Annotated in this window: 13 protein-coding genes and 1 tRNA gene; 9 read left to right on the top strand and 5 right to left on the bottom strand. The window is 40.3% G+C overall.

Translation table 11 applies throughout. From position 1 onward, the window contains the following. The first annotated feature begins 188 nt into the window (after positions 1-188). Entirely contained in the window at positions 189-2,372 is a 2,184-nt protein-coding gene (locus tag H6G41_RS25720) for a DUF4157 domain-containing protein (protein WP_190749945.1), read from the top strand. Between the two features lie 312 nt (positions 2,373-2,684). Here H6G41_RS25720 and H6G41_RS25715 read toward each other — a convergent pair. The 4 genes from H6G41_RS25715 to H6G41_RS25700 form a co-directional block, all read right to left on the bottom strand. After that, positions 2,685-2,756 (bottom strand) — tRNA-Lys (locus H6G41_RS25715). 62 nt (positions 2,757-2,818) lie between these two features. Then, a complete protein-coding gene (locus H6G41_RS25710; protein ID WP_190749943.1) occupies positions 2,819-3,688 on the bottom strand; it encodes an aldose epimerase in 870 nt (289 codons plus the stop codon). Positions 3,689-3,889: 201 nt separating this feature from the next. Then, positions 3,890-4,927 carry a pyruvate dehydrogenase (acetyl-transferring) E1 component subunit alpha gene (gene pdhA / locus H6G41_RS25705; RefSeq protein WP_190749941.1) on the bottom strand — a complete coding sequence of 346 codons (1,038 nt, stop codon included), beginning with the start codon at positions 4,925-4,927 and terminating at the stop codon, positions 3,890-3,892. An 841-nt stretch (positions 4,928-5,768) separates the two neighbouring features. Beyond that, positions 5,769-5,969, bottom strand: coding sequence for a hypothetical protein (locus H6G41_RS25700; RefSeq protein ID WP_190749939.1), 201 nt, complete (start codon positions 5,967-5,969; stop codon positions 5,769-5,771). Between the two features lie 530 nt (positions 5,970-6,499). On the opposite strand from H6G41_RS25700, the gene H6G41_RS25695 reads away from it, so the two are divergent. From H6G41_RS25695 to H6G41_RS25685, 3 genes are all read left to right on the top strand, one after another. Beyond that, the gene (locus tag H6G41_RS25695) at positions 6,500-8,809 is read left to right on the top strand and encodes an IMS domain-containing protein (protein ID WP_190749937.1); all 2,310 of its coding nucleotides are present in this window, start codon (positions 6,500-6,502) and stop codon (positions 8,807-8,809) included. A 727-nt stretch (positions 8,810-9,536) separates the two neighbouring features. Continuing rightward, entirely contained in the window at positions 9,537-10,784 is a 1,248-nt protein-coding gene (locus H6G41_RS25690) for a DUF4912 domain-containing protein (protein ID WP_190749935.1), read from the top strand. A 133-nt stretch (positions 10,785-10,917) separates the two neighbouring features. Continuing rightward, on the top strand, positions 10,918-11,844 hold the full coding sequence (locus tag H6G41_RS25685; protein WP_190749933.1) for a phosphodiester glycosidase family protein: 927 nt from the start codon (positions 10,918-10,920) through the stop codon (positions 11,842-11,844). A 40-nt stretch (positions 11,845-11,884) separates the two neighbouring features. Here the strand turns inward: H6G41_RS25685 and H6G41_RS25680 are convergent, their stop codons facing one another. Further along, on the bottom strand, positions 11,885-13,477 hold the full coding sequence (locus H6G41_RS25680) for an ammonium transporter (RefSeq protein ID WP_190749931.1): 1,593 nt from the start codon (positions 13,475-13,477) through the stop codon (positions 11,885-11,887). Between the two features lie 498 nt (positions 13,478-13,975). Between H6G41_RS25680 and H6G41_RS25675 the strand changes: the two genes are divergently transcribed. The 5 genes from H6G41_RS25675 (at position 13,976) to H6G41_RS25655 (ending at position 21,612) form a co-directional block, all read left to right on the top strand. Then, a complete protein-coding gene (locus tag H6G41_RS25675) occupies positions 13,976-15,340 on the top strand; it encodes a serine/threonine-protein kinase (RefSeq protein ID WP_190749930.1) in 1,365 nt (454 codons plus the stop codon). 142 nt (positions 15,341-15,482) lie between these two features. Next, positions 15,483-16,052, top strand: coding sequence for a hypothetical protein (locus H6G41_RS25670; RefSeq protein WP_190749928.1), 570 nt, complete (start codon positions 15,483-15,485; stop codon positions 16,050-16,052). A gap of 39 nt (positions 16,053-16,091) precedes the next feature. Continuing rightward, positions 16,092-16,481, top strand: coding sequence for a DUF2358 domain-containing protein (locus H6G41_RS25665; RefSeq protein ID WP_190749926.1), 390 nt, complete (start codon positions 16,092-16,094; stop codon positions 16,479-16,481). A 183-nt stretch (positions 16,482-16,664) separates the two neighbouring features. Continuing rightward, a complete protein-coding gene (locus tag H6G41_RS25660) occupies positions 16,665-17,837 on the top strand; it encodes a TRC40/GET3/ArsA family transport-energizing ATPase (protein WP_190749924.1) in 1,173 nt (390 codons plus the stop codon). Between the two features lie 466 nt (positions 17,838-18,303). Beyond that, positions 18,304-21,612: a GAF domain-containing protein gene (locus H6G41_RS25655; protein WP_190749923.1), complete on the top strand. Its 3,309-nt coding sequence runs from the start codon at positions 18,304-18,306 to the stop codon at positions 21,610-21,612. Positions 21,613-21,835: the final 223 nt, after the last annotated feature.

The raw sequence follows: 21,835 nt of genomic DNA, 5'->3' as shown, positions 1-21,835 counted from the left end.
TAAATGTCTGGTTCCTGGTTTTTAATTGTATTATTATTTACCTTTTGCTTCAGTACAGCTATGTAGTTCTTTATGCTTCATAATGAAGTGCGGAATACGGGTTATACTTAAGTCGATAGCGATCGCTTCTATAAAAAGTATAAAATTTATCAAAATATGCACCGTATCAGCCATTAATGGAGGTAGAGATGAGAGAGCGCACCTTTGCAGCCAAGAAAGCAACCCCATCAACTTTTGCGCATTCATCTCTTGTTTCACCTACAACTACAAAACTAGCGAATCCGGTGCGCGGCTTTGGTTTACCAACAAATAATGTAATTCAAACAGCAGCTGACGTATCAACTGAACTGCAAGAAATACAGTCTAATGATGAGCAATCATCAGAACAAGAAGCATTCAAAGAAAAGCCAATTAGTCATGACATTAGCCGCATACCTGTGCGTCATCCCCAAGCAAAATTGACGGTGGGAGAAGTGGGGGATAAGTATGAACAAGAAGCCGACATGATGGCGCACCAAGTCATGTCAATGCCAGCACCCACTGTACAACGGCAAAAATCATTAGAGGAAGTGCCAAACACATCTCCAGTAGTGCAACGGGAGGCTATATCAGAGGAAGAAGATAAAATTAAACCTAAACCTTTAAATACATCTATCCAAAGACAGATATTACAAAGAGCTAGTAATAGCAGCTTGGAAGCGGGGGATAGTATTGAAAGTCAGCTAAATAGTAGTAAAGGCGGGGGGAGTCCATTATCAAGTGAAGTGCGAAGTTTTATGGAACCCAGATTTGGTTTTGACTTCAGCCAGGTGCGGGTGCATACCAATCGGGAAGCTGTACAGATGAACCGAGATTTGAGCGCACAGGCGTTTACTCATGGTAGTGATGTTTATTTTGGCGAAGGGAAAGCACCAGGGAATAATGAGTTGACAGCCCATGAATTAACCCATGTAGTGCAGCAAAATACTAGTAGACAAGTATTACAAAGGGATGACCTTGATCCTGAAACCGATCAGCAGGTTGAGGAAGCTTTTGTTGAACACCAAGGACAAAGCGGTATTCCAGTACCTCATCCAATGTATCCACCTCATGCGAGAGGTCATATAGGTGAGCAAACAATGGGTTTTGCTTACAGTCGTGAAAATGGTTGGATTTTCATTGAAGGCCCAAGTGGAGCCGGTGGCCATGGCGTTACACAACCTGGACTAGACGGCGTAGCTTACAATACTCGGACTCGCGAATTGCATATTCTTGATAATAAAGCTATCAGCACGTCAAGGAGTATAAGTAGTGCAAGTGCCATTACCCGAAATTTGGAAAACAATATTTCTCGTCTGATTGGACAAGTTGAGGGCATGTCAGCTCAAGAACTGCGTAATCGACAGGATATTCTTAGACTTTTAAGACAAACGCGTGCGTCCATTTCTAGCGGTAGCTCTCCTCCAGGACGTGTACGCATAATTGTTAGTAATGCTGCTGGCTTGGCTCAAGGAGTAACAGACACACTGCGGAGACAAGGTATTGAATTTGTTGACCTTGTGGCACCACATGTAGGCCCTCGCGATCTGAGGGGTGGACATCCTGAAGCACATCGCCCTCAAAGGGTAATTGTTGGCGTTGCAGCCATTGCTAGTTTACTAAGCCTCTTCTATGAAACACAGGTTTATGCTGAAATGGTTGCTACTGCCAGAGCAGCTCGTCATAATCGTAGAAGTAGACGAAGAAGTGTAATACCGATAAATCCAGATAGCGTTGATTTATACAATATTGAATCAAAAATCAGAAGAGTTTTTGAGCTACACCCGCTTGAAGTAGATACGAATTTAGCTGGTCAGCTTTTCAGAGCGGTTAGACATTGGAAAGAGCGGGAATATGTACGAGGTAATGGATCTTGGCACCGATGGTTTGAACAGAGATTTTCAGAGGGTGTTCGGAATAATGATACTGACATTCTTGGTGTCGAACTCATTAACTGGGTTGATGGTGCAGGTATGCAAATAGGACGAATTGCAGGTATAGACATTGGTAACACGATGAGAGGTAATACGCAGTATATCGAAGATGCACGAGAACTGGTAATCTCTCTCCTGAGTGAGCAATCGGGATACGCAGCTAAAGCCGAATTAGCAGAACGACTCAGTGAGTTTACAGCCCAACAGCTTGAGGAAGCAGGTTCCCAATATGCAATAAGCCCAGAAGATATGCAGCTCATTTATGATGAAGCAAGGAGACCTCGTTATGCTTTCCGAGGTTATGTTAATAACTTGAACTTTATACTTGATGCCTTAAACTTGGCGTACGGTGTTGAGCGCCATAGGTTTGAGCGACTTGAACAAGCAACGTCAAGAGCTTATGAAAATAGGGGCGAATAGGGACGGTGCGATCGCATCTCTTTGGTAAGGTACTTTCCTTCAGATAACATTTCATCTAAAACCAGATTTCTGTGATGGGAACACACCATCACCATTCGTTAGAGCGATCGCTTGATTTCGTTGCAACTATTTTGACTGTACTTTTTACGTTATCTAAGCGCGATCGCCTCTTCTAGAGAGGAAGCATTTTTCAACTAGACTCAAGTCTAAGGAATTTTATTATCAGTCTTAGGCGATCGCATCCACAATTTCTCCCTAAAAACAAAACTCGCCTCTACTTTCGAGTCAAGGCGAGCATTGTTTTCTTGTAAATGGGTCGCCCGGGATTCGAACCCGGAACTAATCGGTTAAAAGCCGAGTACTCTACCGTTGAGTTAGCGACCCGTTCCGTTGTTTTCGCAACTTGCTGATTATAGCACAGACATCTGTAGTTTTGTAAAGGGGTTTTAGAAGAAATTACCTGTTAACTTTACAGATGCTTGGTAACTAGTACCTGGCTCTAGAACAGTCAGATGTTCGCCACTGTTGAGCGAGTTGCGGGGCGCACTCCAAGGCTCTAGACAATAGAATTCTTTACCCTTAACTGTCCAAAAGACCAATATAGGATATTCTTTGCCGTAATCTAATGTCAACCTTAATTTTCTGCTGTTATCTACCACAGAAGCAGATTGACTAGTTAGCTGCTTAAAGGCAACGTCGATTTCATCCAGACCAAAATCAAATTTACCATCAAAGGGATGAATTTGTTTAGTTTTTTGGTCTTGAAATTCTCTAGAAGGGATGGAAACCTCTAGTTGATCTTTATCAGCAGTCACAAAGTAGGGATGGAAGCCCATCGAAAAAGGCAATGGCACAGTGGACAAATTCTGATACTGCTGGTGAATTGCTAGGGTATTACCTTGGAGTTCATAGGTAAAAGCCAGTTGAAACTCAAACGGATAAACAGCGCGTGTTTGTTCGTTGCTGTTGAGGACTAAAGTTAGACTAGCGCGATCGCTTGTTACTTGGTCAACAACTTGCCAAGGTAAATCACGGGCAAAACCATGCTGTTTCAAGCTATAGGTTTGACCGTTATAGGTGTAAGTGTTATCCGGTAAATTCCCGCAAATCGGAAATAAAATCGGAATTCCACCCCTAACGCTCAAATCAGGATGAGTAAAGCGTTCTGCATCTAAATAGAGAATTTCTTGCCCTTGGACGCGCCAACGGGTAATAATACCCCCCCGTTCGGGAACAACTTCTATCTGAGAACCAGCAGTTTCATCAGAAAGAATATAGGTTTTGTATTGCTGCTGTTGAGTTGCTATCGAAAACACAAATTTCTCCTTAATAGGTATGGGGCATGGGGCATTGGGCAGAGAAACAATTTTGGATTTTGGATTTTAGATTTTAGATTGAAATCCAAAAGACGCTCGCGGACTCGCTAACGCTGCGCTATCGCAAATCTAAAATCTAAAATTCCTTGTCCCCCTTCCCTAGCCCCGTTCGGCTGAGCGGAGCCGAAGCCTAACCCTTATCTACTCGTCTTCTGCGAACACGAAACGATATAACTCACTAGGATCTGGTTCAGGGCTACTTTCAGCGAATTTCACTGCGTCTTCAATGAGTGCCTGAATTTTGCGATCGATATCTTTGAGTTCTTCTTGAGTTGCTAAATTGTGTTCCACTAAATAAGCTGCCAACTTCTTAATTGGGTCACGGGCAAACCAGAATTCTTTCTCAGCTTTGCTGCGTAGTTCGTCTGGGTCTGCTAGGGAGTGACCGCGAAAACGGTAAGTTAACGCTTCAATTAAGGTCGGCCCTTCACCTGCACGGGCGCGGGCGACGGCTTCTTGGGCGACGGCACGCACAGCCAAAACATCCATCCCGTCTACTTCCACACCTGCCATGTTGAACACGCTGGCTTTTTTGTAGATTTCTGGGTCAGAAGTGGCGCGATCGTGAGCCATGCCAATTGCCCACTTATTATTTTCTACCACAAAAAGAATTGGCAGTTTCCATAAAGCTGCCATATTTAAGGTTTCAAAAAACTGACCGTTGTTGGCTGCACCATCGCCAAAAAAGCAAGCTGTTACTTGGTCAGCACTTTGGTCTCCCAATACTTCGCGGCGGTATTTACTTTGAAAAGCTGCGCCAGATGCTACAGGAATACCTTCAGCCACAAAAGCATAGCCACCTAATAAGCGATGTTCCGCAGAAAACATGTGCATGGAACCACCACGGCCTTTGCTACAACCTGTGGCTTTACCAAATAACTCTGCCATTACCTCTCTGGCTGGAACTCCCGCACTCAAAGCGTGAACGTGGTCGCGGTAGGTACTGGATACATAATCCTCTCCTGGTCGCATCGCCCCCTGAATCACGCCAGTAGAAACTGCTTCTTGACCGTTGTATAAATGGACAAAACCAAACATTTTGCCCCGGTAGTACATTTCGGCGCATTTGTCTTCAAAAGATCTGCCGAGAACCATGTCCTCGTACAACCGCAAGCCTTCTTCTTTGGTAATCTGAACTTTAGCGGTATTAAAAGTGGGTAATGTGCGTTCTTGAACCATTATTTGTTTAGTATCCCTGTCGCATCAAAATGAAATTTACCGCGCTTTAGTTGTCAGTTGTCCTTTCTGACAAAGTTGAAACAGTCCATTGGCAATGTTCCGCCACTTAAATGAACTACCATCCGCTCTGAGGGTTCCTCAAATCAATACCAGTTCGTTCAAGTCAGGAGACTAGCCTATAAAACTAACTCGACTTTGCGCTTTGTCAATTGTCAGTTGTTTTTGGCAGGAGTTCAATGCCCCATCCGATCGCGATCGCCCCGTTTTGTTTTTTATTTTCCCCAGAGAAAACTGTGGTAGTACTGGCAGATTTTTGGACAACTGACAACTAGTAAGGGTTTAACAAACCTCAAGCCTGACAACTGACAAAAACCTTATCCCCCCTGGGATTGGGATTTTGAGAATTTTCCAGAACTGGCTTTGATTGAGCATTAGCTATTTAACAGGCTAGTGTTTACCAAAGTCAATGCTCAAACCATATTTACCTAAATGAACATTAGGGAATGGGTGAATTTTTTACTTTTAATTTTTAATTATCAATTTTTTCGCCCAGGTTTTGTGAGGATAGTAGCCTACAGTCTCAACCACTCTGTGAAGTTAACTCCGCACCCCTTTATAAGCTACCAACCAGGATAGCTTGCTTTCTGCATAGCCACGAACAATTTGGCAAAAACCAGGATGAAACTGCCTAATCTGAATAAATGCTCAGGTAGATAATTGTAATTTAAATCTAGTAATGATATGATTTTTCTCTCTAGTTATCAGTAGGAAATCTACCAAGCATTAATTATCCCACGGGATGCAAAGGCATTCATTGAGAAATTCTTAAAAAAATCAATCATTAAATTTCCCAGACATGAAATAAGATGTTTCTCACCAGCGAGGAAGCGATCGCTATACAGTAGCTGTATTTTAGTGGTAGTGTGCCATCTGGTAAAATCAACACGCAAGTGTTGATTGATTTAGATTTAGTAACTATTGTGAATTGGTTGAGCATGTCTACACCAAAATGTAGCCTTAAAGCCAAAATAGCAATACTCACCCTATTGAAGATAAATCAAAAACATAATATTTTAGTCAAGTTCGTCTGTCTGGTTTACACCAGAAAGACTCAGTGTATTCAGCATAGCTTTGATTCCTGAAGCTATGCTTGATGCTATCCGGTAAGCTTTACCAGAAATAGGATACACCTAAATTTGAGTAAAGTATAAAAAGTTAACTTGACTTACTTAGGATAATACTATCTCCTGTATGGGATAGTCAGAATATTGCTAAATACACAACTTTGAGACTGACATCACTGAGAAAACCAGAAATTTTTGATGGTATATAAAGGTGATATCAGGTATCAAAAATCAAAATACTAAGAATTAAAACAAAAAGCTGAAGCTTTATAGGCGAAGGCAAAATATAGGTACTAGAATATGACTCAAATTTCGGGAAAACACAAAACAGGTTGTTGCAATATACACTTGTGGTGTAAAGTCAACACGGTATTATTATGGCACGGTTTTACATGCCTGGAATGCTCTAGATGAATTTATGTTGATCGTGGTGCAGGGGAAGTAGGCTGTGCGAATTCCGCTAGATTACTACCGAATTTTAGGACTACCGTTAGCGGCAAGTCAGGAACAATTGCGGCAAGCATACAGCGATCGCATTGTACAATTGCCGCGGCGTGAGTATTCTCAAGCAGCAATTTCTTCGCGCAAACAACTTATAGAAGAAGCTTACGTGGTTTTATCAGATCCAAAAGAACGTAGCAGTTACGATCAGCTGTATCTTGCCCATGCCTATGACCCTGATGGTACTGCCTCTGCGACCGTAGCAGTTGAACATCCACCAGGACATAATCATGGTGGGAATGACTCACACAATCTCAGCATCGAAATTTCTCAAGACGAATTAGTTGGTGCTTTACTGATTTTGCAAGACCTAGGCGAGTACGAAATTGTACTCAAACTTGGTCGCCCTTACTTAGTTCATAAAAGCAGTGCAGCAAAGGCTACAACACAAAATAATCTTGCCAGCGAAGCGTCCCAAGAAGATCGGCCTGACATTGTTTTGACCATCGCTTTAGCTTGTCTAGAACTGGGTCGAGAACAATGGCAACAAGGTCATTATGAAAATGCTGCCAATTCCCTAGAAACTGGTCTAGAAGTACTGTCTCGTGAAGGCTTATTTGCTAGCGTTCAAGCAGAAATTCAGGCTGATCTTTATAAATTGCGACCGTATCGGATTCTGGAATTACTAGCTTTAGCAGAAACCAACACTGCCGAACGCAGCCAAGGGTTGGAATTATTGCAGAGCATTTTAGACGATCGCGGTGGCATCGATGGCAATGGCAATGATGAATCCGGTCTGAACATAGATGACTTCCTGCGATTTATCCAGCAATTGCGCTACCACTTAACAGTTGCAGAACAACACAAGTTATTTGAAGCAGAAAGCAAACGTCCTTCTGCTGTTGCTACTTATTTGGCCGTTTATGCCTTGATAGCACGGGGATTTGTGCAACGTCAACCAGCTTTGATCCGTCAAGCCAAGCAAATGCTGATGCGTTTGGGTAAGCGCCAAGATGTTCATTTAGAACAATCACTGTGTGCCCTTTTACTGGGACAAACTGAAGAGGCCACCCGTGTTTTAGAACTGAGTCAAGAATACGAAGCTTTAGCTTTTATTCGCGAAAAATCTCAAGAATCTCCAGATTTGTTACCTGGACTCTGTCTATATGGCGAACAGTGGTTACAACATGAAGTTTTTCCCCACTTTCGCGATTTGACAAAACAGCCAGCTTCTCTCAAAAGCTACTTTGCTGAACCACAGGTACAAACCTATTTAGAAGCTTTACCCACGGATGCAGAACCAACTAATGAATGGTCTGCGATCAACCGACAGCCTTTGTCGCCTCCGCAAACAAACAGTAGCCATACCAACAATTCTCCGGGATTTTCTCGACAATTCCATCACGGCAGAACAATTGACCCAGATTTACCTGCTAATCCTTCTAGGGAAAGGCTGGAGTCTCCCAACTTCTCTCCATCGAGATGGAACAAGTCATCTGCTTCCACATCCGGTAGAAGCAAAACACCAGAAAACCCAGTATCACAGTTTCCATCTGCGGAACGCATTAGAGAACCGCATCAGAGCATGAATGGTTCAGCTAGGGTGACTGCACCTGGACAGCCACAACAGCGCAAAAAACGCAAGCCCAATCCCGCGGTAAACAGAGAACATCGTCATCCCCAAAGAAGGCGCAATTTGGCTAATTCTTTAGGAGGAAAAATGCGTCTATTGTGGACTGTGTTGATTTCTCTGGTAGTCATAGCTGTTTTTTGGTTCATAGTCTCCACCACCTTTGGATTTGTCAGAGATCTTTTATACCCAGTACCATCGTTACCAGAAAATCCATTATCCATAGCGATTAATAATCCACCAATAGAGATTCCTGACAAAGACACCAAACCACAAACACCAGAGGGGTCTTTAACTACTGCAACCGCAGAAGAAGTGATTCGGAGTTGGTTATCCACTAAAGCAGCAGCTTTAGGGCCAAATCATGATGTTGATAGTTTGCGGCAGATTTTAACTGGTTCATCTTTAGATTTATGGCAGTCAATTGCCCAAGGAGAAAAGGCCGCGAACCGCTACCGCCAATATGAGCATAATTTGAAGGTAGAATCTGTAGAAAAAACCGATCCCGAATCGAAGCGCGCCAGTGTCGAAGCTACGGTGAAGGAAGTTACACAGTTTTATCAAAATGGTCAAATCCAGAAGTCTTCTGACGAGACTTTACGAGTTAGGTATAATTTGGTTCGGCAAGACGATGTTTGGCGTATTCAGAGTATGTCAGTCATCAACAAGATCAGCATGATCTTTTAGCAGCTGTTCATTCCTAAGAAAGTTTTCTGCTAGCTACTATTGTGAATAATAGAGAGTTTGACTGAGTGGACGTAGCCTCTTCAGTTCACTCCCAAACCAATAACTGTTTAACTGGGTGATATCTTCGCGGTATCACCCAAAAATTTTCAAAATAGGTTTTAGGGGATTTCCAGAGAATAAATTACCCAATTTATTTAATCAGATTTTTCTTTACTCCCCCTGCCCCTCTGCCTGCATAGCGATTGATAATTTTTTTATTTGTAAGTCCCTTAAGGAGTTATTGACGCTGTTTTTCCCAGTGAAACTACTGCTGGAGACTGTTTTGATTTTCTGCTGTGACTGCTGCTGAAGTTTTTGTCATGGAATCTTGATATTAAAGTTGAAATGCCATTAACAGAGAATTTGAATGTCATGGTTTCATCACAATACGATCCCCAAAGGGCTGATAGATTCGTGAAAATGCCGAAAAAGCGTCTTGCGCCCCCTTGATCCCTACACAGGGTTATTGCTTAATATTTATTAAACAAGAACTCCAATTGATCCCAAAAAAATGCTGAGGCATGACTAGGAATTGAAAGGGAGTATTTAATACCAGTTTAAAAAACTACAACACTGGGCAAGACCAGGAGCCAGGAATAAGAAATTCATCTGGAGTAGATGAGATGTTAAATAACATTCTGTAACCAGACGAAATAAATTACCTTTCAAACTACTGGAGTCCAAATTAATGGCAAAAGAACGCCCGCCGCTAGAGGAGATGACACTGCGGCAATTACGTAGAGTAGCAAGTGAATATGGAATTTCTCGCTACAGCCGGATGCGTAAATCCCAATTATTAGCATCAATTCAGGAAGTTCAGCGCAACAAGTTTTCGCTTAGTTCATCTCATTCACTGGAGGCACAGGAAACCGTGGAAGCAGCAAAATTCGAGTTAGGTCAAGTAGATCGTAATGGTGGTTCTCTCGCTGATGTTGATGAAGGACTAGGAGATCTACCTGCTGGTTACGGTGAAAGCCGGATTGTACTTTTACCCCGCGATCCTCAATGGGCTTACACCTACTGGGATGTTCCCAACGAACATAAACAAGAATTGCGTCGTCAAGGAGGACAACAGCTAGCGCTGCGGATTTACGATGTAACCGACATCAATCTTGATTACCAAAGCCCCCACAGCCTGCAAGAATATCCTGCGGATGAATTGGCGAGAGAATGGTATTTACCAGTTCCCGTGAGCGATCGCGATTATGTAATCGATATCGGTTATCGTGCTGTTGATGGCCGTTGGTTAGTCCTAGCTCGTTCGGCGCGAGTCCACATTCCTCCTGTGTATCCTTCCGACTGGATTGAAGACGTTTTCGTCACAGTCAACTTTGAAGAAGAGTTGCGCGGTAAGACTGTTTACGAATTGGTTCCCCCAGCTAAGAAGATTGCCACAACAGCTTATGCTAACGGTGGTAACCCGATTTACGACCAAATCTTTGGGATGGCGGAATCTGCGGAAGCGCAACGAGTTGCAGGTTCTCTGTTTGGTTCCATGCAGCACGTAGCTGGCTCTGTACCTCCAGAACAAGCCATCAGCTCCTACATTTTCCCATCGGGTGTAGGTATGTGGGCAGTTCCCACTACCTCTGGGTTAAACATGTCTGGTGTAGGTATGTCTGGTGTAGGCTTCTCCGCTTCTGCTGTACCTATGCGTCCCCGCAAGTTCTGGTTAATTGCGGATGCTGAATTGATTGTCTACGGTGCAACTGAACCAGATGCTACCGTAACCATTGGCGGTCGTCCAATCAAGCTCAATCCCGATGGTACATTCCGCTTCCAGATGTCCTTCCAAGATGGTCTAATTGACTATCCTATCTTGGCTGTTGCGGCTGATGGCGAGCAAACCCGCTCAATTCACATGAAGTTTGAACGTGAAACCCCATCTCGCAATACCAATACCAAAGACGAAGCTGTTTTAGAATGGCTGTCTTAATGAGAGATTCTCAATTACAGGGCTTGCTAACCGCACTGTAAATTTACTCCAGATTGAATAATCAATTTTTTACTCGCTATAGTAATTCTGTAGCGAGTTTTTGTATTTGTAAAAGTATGGGATTTATCTAAATATGTCGAGATTCTTCTTAATATCTATTTTGGGAATTTTGCTGAATTTATTATCAGGCTGTAAAAATCTGGAATCTAATGCAGCTCAAGAGCCAGCGAAAACGACTGCTTGTGCTGGCAAAAATGCTAATTTTAGTATTGAGTTTTTTCAAACTAATAACCAGGGCAAAAAATTTGCTAAAGGTATCAATCATGTAATTATTTTTAATCCCCGATCGCCAAAATTAGATTTTAAAGTAAATGTGGGATTGGCACATAAACTCTACGCTAAAGATAATCAAGGAAGATTACGCAAAGAATACATACCAAAACAATTTCGCGAAATTATCACAGATGAGAATTCGCAATTAAACGGACAAAAGCCAATAGCTGCTATTAATGCCGATTATATAGATACAGATAATAAACCCCAAGGATTGAATATTTCTCGCGGCTTTGATTATTCCGGAGCCTTTAAAACTAAACGTTCTTCTTTTGGTATATCTGGAGGTAAACCTCAAGAGAGAAAAGCCACTATCCAGGCTGGAAGAAGAAGCAATGAAATTCTTAATTACAACTTAGTAGGAGGTAATGGCAGATTTTATCGTGGCGGTAAGTTTAAGGATATTTGTGCAGATTTGGGAGAATTTGCTTGTAAGCAAGCTACTAATCGTTCTTTAGCTGCTGTCACAGACAAAGGTTATGTGATTTTATTAGTGAATGATGCTAAAGCTAATTCAAATATTGAATTTTCCTCAATTAATCAAGAACTATTACCAGATAAATTTGATGATGTTCTCGAAGGTATTGCGCGGAATAATTGTTTGGGCATTATTCAAGAAGGCATTTTATTTGATGGGGGAATGTCGCCAGGATTATATTACAACAATAAAATTTATGTAGAAAATCCTGGGGCTATTGGTTCAGTCTTTTTGATATATAAAAAGTAATGGGAATGGGGCATTGGGCATAGGGTAAAAAGATATTTGATTATTTACCAAGATTGCGTTTGCGTTGCCAATAACGCTTTTGCTTTTGTGTCTCGATGTATTCTTGCTTGAGTTTCTGGATGTCACTACCTTCAGCAAATAAACTATCTAGACCGATAACTTCTTCTTGAGGTAAAACTCGTAAAAATTTGGAAATTTTAAATTCCGAAGTAGATTTACGGGAAACAAGGTACATAAAATAGCTGATCCCAATCCAGGCGATCGCGCTAAATATGACTGTAAACTCACTAACCAGTACAATGCCCACTAGTTGGGCAAATAAAAGATTTGTCCCACCACCAAAAAATAACCCGCCTTGTAACGAGCTTTCGTGAGTAAAAAATTCTTTAGCCCAGGTATAACTGCTAGGATTTTGACTAAACAGCCCTACTGCTATGGTTCCCCAGATTCCGCAAACCAGATGAACAGAAATAGCCCCTACGGGATCGTCAATTTCGCACTTATCTAAAATAACAGCCGCGTAAACAACCAGCGCCCCACCAATAAAGCCGATCAATACTGCACTGGGAATATTAACAAAAGCACAAGAAGCGGTAATACTCACACAACCAGCTAAAATACCGTTAATCATAAATGAGAGACTAGGTTTCTCATAAAATTGCCAAGACCAAAAAGTAGCGCCAATTGCTCCCATTGCACCAGCCATGAGAGTAGTGACAATAATATGAGCGATCGCTTCGGAATTAACTGTTAGTGTGGAACCAGCGTTAAAACCATACCAACCAAGCCAAAGAATAAAACAACCGAGAGTTGCAGCACTGAGATTATGTCCTGGTACAGCAACAATTTTTTTGCCGTAAAAGCTTGTTCGTCGCCAAGAACGTTTTTCATCTGGATTGAATTTTCGATATTTTCCCAAACGCGGTCTTAACAAAACAGTTCCGATCAAAGCAGCCCAACCACCAACTGAGTGAACCACCGTTGAACCAGCAAAATCTCTAAAACCTAGGGTGTAGAGAAAACCACCTCCCCAAATCCAATGACCAGTGATGGAATAACTTAAAACTAAGAAAAAGCTGAAAATCATAAATACAGCGAACTTAATTCTTTCAGCTACCGCCCCGGAAACAATAGTTGCAGCAGTACCAGCAAAAGTTAACTGAAAGAAAAATTTAGCACTCAGAGGAATCGCCGCCCAGCTTAATGAATCAAAAACTCCTTGGTAATCTTTTTGGATTGCAGGACTATTGTCATAACCTTGTAACAAAAAACCTGTTGTCCCGATGAATTCACTCCCATCGCCAAACATAAAACCAAAACCTAAAATCCAAAAAGCTAAAGCAGCAATAGCAAATACAATTAGGTTTTTGGCTAAGACAGTTATGGCATTAGCCCGGCGACAAAAGCCAGACTCTAACATAGCGAAGCCTGAGTTCATAAAGAACACTAAGCATCCTGTTAACAAAACCCACTGAGTATTATCAGATACTTTAGAACTGGCGGAGGGAGAAGTTTGAGCAACCGTAGCATGAGAGATGCAAACCAGGATCAATGAGGTTAACACAGGTAAGAGAGCATACTGAAAAAGCCGACTTTGTGTTTGCTTCGCTTTCTGGCTTTTTAACTTAGGCATAGATAAACAGAGTATTTTGCGCGGACAAGTGGATGGATTTATTTATAACTTATTTATACTTGGATATTAGATATTTTAAAAGTAAAACTTTTAACAAGCTTGCACCGGATTCAAATGATGACTAAGCAATCATAATATAATTGAAAATACATACTAGTAGATATTAGGACTTGTTTATAAATTTAGTAAAGTATTTTATATTACCCTAAATTTTTGCTTTAGAGGAGGTCTATAAATCTTTATAAATTCATGAATCATTTCCATGAAAAGTGGGAAAATTATCGGAATGATTCCATAGCTAGATTGTATAGAAATTTCCTTTAAAGAATAAATTTGCTTATTTTTCAGCTAATGAAGACTATTCAGGGTGAGTAAAAAATATTTTAAATTATATGTTGGCATAGTTTTAATTGATGTTTTTATCAGGAATTTACTCTAAAACATAAATAATTTATTTGTATCTTTACCCATCTTTATTCCATCATCATTCCCAAAATAATGGCAATCTTTGAATCATTCAAATCTTCCGACTCCAAACAACCTACTTGCTTATGTATTAATCTAAAATGCCTACACAAACCCAAGAATTTTAACGAAATTTATTGCGAAGACTGTGGTTCTGATTTACTCTTAAATGGGCGTTATCGGGTAATTGGTATATTAAATCAACGCCAAATTAAAGAGTCTATGGTTTATGATGCCATTGATACAATTGATGGCGGAAATCCCAAAGTCATTAAAGTTTTATATACAGATAATGAAGAAGCAATCTCCCGGTTTAACCGCGGAGCATATGTTTTAGTAAAGCATTGGTTTCCTGGATTACCGCAAGTAGATCCGGGAGGATACTTCCCGATAAATATTGCGAATCAGATGGTAGCTTATTGTTTGGTAATGGAAAAAATTGGCGGATTTGATTTGCAACAATTACTGGAAAGTGGAAATCATCGCTTTTTGAGCGAACAGCAAGTAATTAATTTGTTAGAACAGCTAACAGTAATTTTAGGCAATCTTCATCAAAAAAATTTCTTTCATCGTGATATCAAACCGAGCAATATCATGTTGAGAAGCAAGAATGAAGAGATAGTATTAATTGGAATTGAGGCTATTAGATCGATTACAGAAGCTGTTTTAACTAGGAAAAGTATTAGCAGAATTGGTACTAAGGGATATGTCGCTCCAGAACAAGAAAAAGGTAAGCCTGTACCTCAATCTGATTTTTATGCTTTAGGGCGTACTTTTGTGCATTTATTAACAGGTAAAGCTCCCAATGAATTACCTGAAGGAAGAGATAGAAAACTGCTTTGGCGTAACCTAGTTCCCAAATTATCAAATTCTTTAGCAGATTTAATCGATAGTTTAATGGCTTGGTCTCCAGAAGAGAGACCAAAAAATCCAGAAGAAATTTTACAGCGATTAGAAGAAATTAAACACAATTTACAGAACGCCAATCAAAGTAAAAGACGGCTAAGTTTGAGAAAAACTGTGGGTTTAATAGTGTGTCTCCTGATGGGATTTCTGGGTTACATAGCTATTCAACCACCCAAAGATGTAAATATCAGTCCAAAAAATCCAGATGCATCCAATCCCAAATGTCAAATACGCCAGGGAAAAACTTTACCGGAGGAAAACGCTTTAGCTAAAGATGTGTATCAGCTTTTATTAGAGCAAAAATTAGCCAATCAAGATGCGGAGATCCAGCAAATTGAGCTTTTTAATGTCATCCAATCTGATTGTGACTTAACTATATATGTTAGTTTGTCTGGCAATAATGTACTCAGTTTGAGCTTAGAAAATAAAATTACGGAGTTGATCGAGAATCGCTTTGATTATGTTGGTAAGATAAAAGTCAGCAAATATTAAGGAAAGGTTTTTTAAATAGCATTTGTGATGACTGAAGCGATCGCCCAATAGACAGATTTAGCCAAGAAAGTAATCCTGTCAGCAGCAAGGCAGTTGTGATACCCGAAAGCGGTAATCTAGAGGTGATAGTTTAAAATCACCTATGAAACCGGAAGAAATTGCGGGTAACTTAACAAAATTGTTTGGTAAAGTAGCTGTTGCTGCGATCGCACCTGGATCGTGGCAAGTAGAAACTGCTAATTTTCGGCTGTTGGTATTGCTCTCCGAAGATGATACATGGTTGCGAGTTTTATTACCCATTGTGCCCATTGAAGCAGCACAACCATTCCTAGAACAGTTTCTCGAAGCCAACTTTGATCAAACTCAGGAAGTACGCTATGCCTTGTATCAAGGAGCAATGTGGGGAGTGTTTCAGCATAACAACGCCACTTTGACAAGTGAGGATTTGTCCAGGGCGATCGCTCACCTCATATCTTTACATGAAGCTGGTTTAAATGATGTTTTCCATCGATTAATTGAAAATCGCATCAGACAAATTGTCCAAGCAGCCAAAAAACAAGGACAATCTCTCCAATCTACAATGCAAAATCTCGAACGTTTTTATACAGAAGGGTTACTAGGAGAAATTGAGCAAACTCAAGAAGCGCGAGAACAAGTCCTAGCTGTATGGCGGTATCAACTAGAACGTTTGTGGAATGAAATACAAGTGTAAACTTCGCGATCGCAAATATTTCCGGTGCTATGGGGTGCTATGGATATAATTCAAATTCTCAAAGAAGACTATCAAAGATTTCCTGTAAATCAAACTTACAGTATTTATGCAGCAGATGTTTATTTTCAAGATGCTGTTTTTAAATTTCGTGGTGTCACCCTCTACAAGTTGATGATTAATTTCATCAAAACTTTTTTTCTCAATCCCCACATGGATTTACATGACATTCAATTATTAGGAGACACCATTAAAACCGAGTGGACACTCAGTTGGAATAGTCCCCTACCTTGGAAACCCAGAATTTCCATTTCTGGCTGGAGTGAATTACGTCTCAACTCGGAAGGTTTAATTGTTTCTCACATTGATTATTGGCACTGTTCGCAGCTAGATGTGCTGAAACAACATGGATTTTCTGGAAAAAATAGCTAAAAAATGCGATCGCCTGAGCGCTCAGCAGCTAGTTTACCAGCATAACTTGATTATTTGTCACATTTATGATAATTCTAAGCTTCGCTTAGAGATACACTGCCATAGCATTTATTCTCTTTAAACATCGATAATAGAGATAGCGTAAATAAATGTAAACAATTCTCAGGCAGGATAAAATCATTCATGCGGGTAATTTTAATGACAGGCAAGGGCGGCGTGGGAAAAACTTCTGTAGCCGCTGCTACTGGACTCCGGTGTGCAGAGTTAGGTTATCGCACATTGGTCTTAAGTACAGATCCCGCCCATTCCTTAGCCGATAGTTTTGATTTGGAACTAGGACACGCACCAATACAGATTCGCCCAAATTTATGGGGTGCAGAACTAGATGCATTGCAAGAACTAGAAGGAAACTGGGGTTCTGTGAAGCGTTACATTACCCAAGTTCTCCAAGCTAGAGGCTTGGAAGGAGTACAGGCGGAAGAATTAGCTATTCTACCAGGCATGGATGAAATTTTCGGTTTGGTGAGAATGAAACGCCATTATGATGAAGGCGAATATGATGTCTTGATTATTGATTCAGCGCCTACAGGTACAGCTTTGCGATTGCTGAGTTTACCGGAAGTTGGCGGTTGGTATATGCGCCGTTTCTACAAACCATTTCAAAACATCTCGGTAGCGCTGCGGCCTTTGGTGGAACCTCTGTTTCGCCCAATTGCTGGTTTTTCCTTACCTGATAAAGAAGTCATGGATGCGCCTTATGAGTTCTATGAACAAATAGAAGCTTTGGAAAAAGTACTCACTGACAATACTCAAACTTCAGTTCGCCTAGTCGCCAATCCTGAAAAGATGGTAATTAAAGAATCTCTGCGCGCTCATGCTTATTTGAGTTTGTATAATGTTGCCACAGATTTAGTGATAGCTAATCGCATCATTCCCCCTGAAGTTCAAGATCCCTTTTTCCAACGCTGGAAGGAAAATCAGCAGCAGTATCGTCAAGAAATCCATGATGATTTTCATCCTCTCCCGGTGAAGGAAGTTCCCTTATTTTCGGAAGAAATGTGTGGTTTAGCCGCCTTAGAAAGACTGAAAGAGACACTCTACAAAGACGAAGATCCCACGCAAGTTTATTACAAAGAAACAACTATTAGAGTTGTCCAAGAGAATAACCAATACAGTTTAGAACTGTATTTACCGGGGATTCCCAAAAATCAAGTAAATTTGAGTAAAACAGGAGATGAATTAAACATTACTATTGGCAATCATCGGCGTAATTTAGTATTACCACAAGCTCTAGCCGCACTCCAACCTGCTGGTGCAAAAATGGATGAAGACTATCTGAAAATTCGGTTTGCTTAAACTTTCAAGACTATCAGAATTAAACTTTGTTTTTGTCCAGACGCGATCGCGATCGCGTCTGTTTTTTAAGTAATATTTTTGTATATAATTACACTTATGCAAACAGCATTTTATGTTGTTAATCAAGGCTCAAGGGCTTGAGTCACAGCATTTATCAATGAGCATTGATTGGTAAAAGCAAGTATTAGCAAGTGTTAGCAAGCTATGTATAGATTTTCCATCTTGACGATTACAGCACACTTATTTAATGCAATTTAAACAGTGATTAATTGTTTCATCTTATTGCTGGAAAAAATTTTTTCATATTATAAATGATGATTTTTTAGCGGCAATTTATCTAATTTTTCTAGGTTCCTATACCGTAGTTTTACTGAAGACATGTATAGGCAATAAATTTAATAATATTTTTAGATATAATCTTTTTTATTTTTTCTAAATAAAAAATAACTTATAGCATTTACAAGCAATGACCCCGATCGCAAAAATAGAGTTGCAGTTAAACCTTGAGCAAGAAGGATTATTACGACGGATTACAAGCAGTATCCGGAGAACGTTGGATTTAGAAGATATTCTAAAAACGACGACAAAAGAAGTGCGATCGCTGCTGGGAACCGATCGCGTCATGATTTACAAATTTCATGCTGATGGTAGCGGTCAGGTCATTGCTGAATCGATTTATAACGATAAATTACCATCCCTTTTAGGGCTAAATTTTCCAGCTGATGATATTCCACCTCATGCAAGAGAATTATTGAAAAATTCACAGGTGCGTTCTGTAGTCGATGTAGAAAAACAACAGATTGGTCACAGCCATCTGCGTAACTTAGAAACAGGAGAACAGCTAGCAGATGATATTCATTATCGTCCTGTCGATCCTTGTCATGTGAAATACCTCACAGCAATGGGAGTCAAGTCTTCCTTAGCAGTGCCTATATTATGTCAAAAAGAACTCTGGGGACTTTTGGTGTCTCATCATGCCCAAAGCCATAAGATTTCAGAGCATGAAATTGAACTAGTGCAAAGGGTAGTAGATCAATTATCAATAGCGATCGCTCAAAGTAACCTGCTGGCTCAAGCCCATGAAAAAGCTGAACGGGAAGCTAGCATTAACCGTATTGCTACTTTGCTACATGCATTACCGACAATTGTCCTACAGCCAGCTTTAGAAGCTACCGTAGCTGCTTTTGGTGGTTCGGGAGGTAGACTTTGTATTAGACATAATGCTTTTAATTTCCACAATAGTAAATTTAAAAGCCTAGGAGAATGTTTAATTCCCGGAAGTGAATATGTCAGGCTTTATATCTGCGGACAACAACCTATTGTAGATGAAAAAACTATCTATCCGCTCATAGAACAATCTAGTGTTTGGCAAGAACATTATCAATCTGGTGAATATGATGTTTGGGCAATTTCTGACATCTACCAAACACCTTATATACGAACAGTACAAGTTGCATTTCAAAGCACTAAGATTCGCAGCATTTTGATGATTCCCTTGAATTATCGCCAAGAGTTAGTAGGCTATTTAAGTATTTTTCGCGATGAAATCAATACAGAAACCTTGTGGGCAGGGCAATTCGATTCCGACCAGAGGCAACTATATCCTCGTCAATCCTTTGAATTATGGCGTGAAACTAAAATAGCTCAAGTACAAAAATGGACAGACGCAGAAATCGAAATGGCCAGAGAAATTGGTAAACATTTTGCGTCAGCAATTCAGCAATATGAACTTTACCAACAAGTACAAGCTTTTAATAGCAATTTAGAAAAACAAGTTAAAAAGCGGACAATTGAAGTTAAAAAAACAGCAGAACAACAACAAGCTGTGTTTGGTGTAATTGCTAAAATTCGCGAGTCACTTGATATTAAAAATATTTTTCAAATAACTACTCAAGAAGTTTGTCAATTAATCAAAGCCGATCGCGTTTCTATTTATCGTTTTGATGCTGAGTGGGGTGGTGAATTTGTTGGTGATTTTGAAGTTGCTAGTCCTCATTGGTCAAATGAATCCAAGCTAGGAGTAAATACAGTTTGGAATGATACTTATCTTCAAGACACTCAGGGAGGACGTTACCGCTACAACGAAACATTTGCAGTGGATGACATTTACAAGATGGGCTTTACTCAATGTCATCTCGATAACTTAGAAGAGTATCAAATTTACGCTTTTGTCCTAGCACCAATTTTTGTGGGACAAAAATTATGGGGTTTGTTATGTACTTATCAACATTCTGCCCCCCGCCAATGGCAAGAGTCAGAAGTTAACTTTATTAGTCAGATTGCAGGCCAACTTGGGGTAGCACTCCAGCAAGCAGAATTACTCAAACGCACCCAAGAGCAAGCCTTAGATTTACGACAAGCGGCGGAGCAACAAAGGGTATTGTTTGAAGTTGTCGCCAAAATTCGTGAATTTCTTGATTTAGATGCAATTTTTCAAACAACTACTCAAGAAATTTGTAAAGCGCTACAAGCAGATCGGGTAGCTGTGTATCAATTTCACGCCGATTGGAGTGGTGAATTTATTGCTGAGTTTGTCAATGAAGGTTGGATAAAGTTAATCAGCCCAGAAACAAAAACAATTTGGCAGGATAGTTATTTACAGGAAACTCAAGGCGGCCGCTATCGTCAAAATGAAACCTTTGCAGTCCATGACATCTATCAGGCTAATCATTCTCGGTGTCATGTTGAACTGCTAGAAAAATTTCAAATTAAAGCATATGCGATCGCACCAATTTTTATCGGTCAAAAACTCTGGGGTTTACTCGCAGCTTATCAAAACTCGGCACCCCGCCACTGGGAAACCTCAGAAATTCAGTTTTTAGCGCAAATTGCTAATCAGCTAGGTGTAGCAATCCAACAAGTTAACTTATTTTTACGAACTCAGCAGCAAACAGAACAGCTAACCCAAGCCTTACACGATCTCCAAGAAACCCAAACCCAACTCATCCAAACCGAGAAAATGTCCTCATTAGGGCAATTGGTGGCGGGTATTGCCCATGAAATTAATAACCCTGTAAACTTTATTTACGGCAATCTAGTTCATGTCAGCGAATATGCTGATGATTTACTGAAGATGCTAGATTTATATCAGCAAGAATTACCCAATCCCAGCCAGAAAATTTGGGAACTTGGAGAAGAAATTGACTTAGAATTTATCAACGAAGATTTACCTAAAACTCTCACTTCCATGAAAGTGGGGATTGATCGCATCCGTCAGATTGTCTTGGGTTTAAGAAATTTCTCGCGTCTAGATGAAGCGGAAATGAAAGCAGTAAATATTCACGAGGGTATTGATAATACTCTGCTGATTTTACAACATCGCTTAAAAGCTAAGCCCGAAAGCCCTGCTATCTATATAGTTAAAAATTACGATGAACTTCCCTTAGTAGAATGCTACGCCGGACAGTTAAATCAAGTATTTATGAATGTCTTGAGCAATGCGATCGATGCTTTAGAAGATTATCAAGAATCCAGCCCAGAAACTCATAAAAATCAAATTACTATTTATACTTCTATTGGTAAAATGAAAGGCAATATCAAGAGTGTCGTAATTCGCATTGTTGATAATGGCCCTGGGATTCCAGAAGCATTAAAAACCAGAATATGTGACCCATTTTTTACCACTAAGCCAGTGGGTAAAGGTACTGGCTTAGGGTTATCAATTAGTTACAAGATTGTGGTAGAAAAACATGGCGGTATCTTTAAATGCGATTCTGAACCAGGTTTAGGGACAGAATTTTGGATTGAAATTCCCATTCAACAAAATAGTCGTTAGTCATTTATAATTCAATACGGTTCAGTTAAGGATAATTATAGGTTGGGTTTCACTTCGTTCAACCCAACAAACCCCTGGAAATTTTGGGTTTCGTTCCTCAACCCAACCTACGCAGCTTAATGTTTTTGGCGCTAACTGAACTGTATTGATTTATAATTTGTCGGGAGCATCCCAATTTTGATGCAATACTCTTGAGGGTGAGGGACTTTTTGTGAATTTGGGA

The sequence above is a fragment of the Tolypothrix sp. FACHB-123 genome, from assembly GCF_014697075.1.
GTDB lineage: Bacteria > Cyanobacteriota > Cyanobacteriia > Cyanobacteriales > Nostocaceae > Aulosira.
Note: the sequence above shows the minus strand (reverse complement) of the source record. Positions and strands in the feature narration are given on the sequence as shown.

Coding starts and splice junctions, on each gene's coding strand:
- H6G41_RS25690 (WP_190749935.1), top strand. CDS start 9,537: ATGGCAAAAGAACGCCCGCCGCTAGAGGAGATGACACTGCGGCAATTA.
- H6G41_RS25685 (WP_190749933.1), top strand. CDS start 10,918: ATGTCGAGATTCTTCTTAATATCTATTTTGGGAATTTTGCTGAATTTA.
- H6G41_RS25720 (WP_190749945.1), top strand. CDS start 189: ATGAGAGAGCGCACCTTTGCAGCCAAGAAAGCAACCCCATCAACTTTT.
- H6G41_RS25655 (WP_190749923.1), top strand. CDS start 18,304: ATGACCCCGATCGCAAAAATAGAGTTGCAGTTAAACCTTGAGCAAGAA.
- H6G41_RS25675 (WP_190749930.1), top strand. CDS start 13,976: ATGGCAATCTTTGAATCATTCAAATCTTCCGACTCCAAACAACCTACT.
- H6G41_RS25660 (WP_190749924.1), top strand. CDS start 16,665: ATGCGGGTAATTTTAATGACAGGCAAGGGCGGCGTGGGAAAAACTTCT.
- H6G41_RS25680 (WP_190749931.1), bottom strand. CDS start 13,477: ATGCCTAAGTTAAAAAGCCAGAAAGCGAAGCAAACACAAAGTCGGCTT.
- H6G41_RS25670 (WP_190749928.1), top strand. CDS start 15,483: ATGAAACCGGAAGAAATTGCGGGTAACTTAACAAAATTGTTTGGTAAA.
- H6G41_RS25665 (WP_190749926.1), top strand. CDS start 16,092: ATGGATATAATTCAAATTCTCAAAGAAGACTATCAAAGATTTCCTGTA.
- pdhA (WP_190749941.1), bottom strand. CDS start 4,927: ATGGTTCAAGAACGCACATTACCCACTTTTAATACCGCTAAAGTTCAG.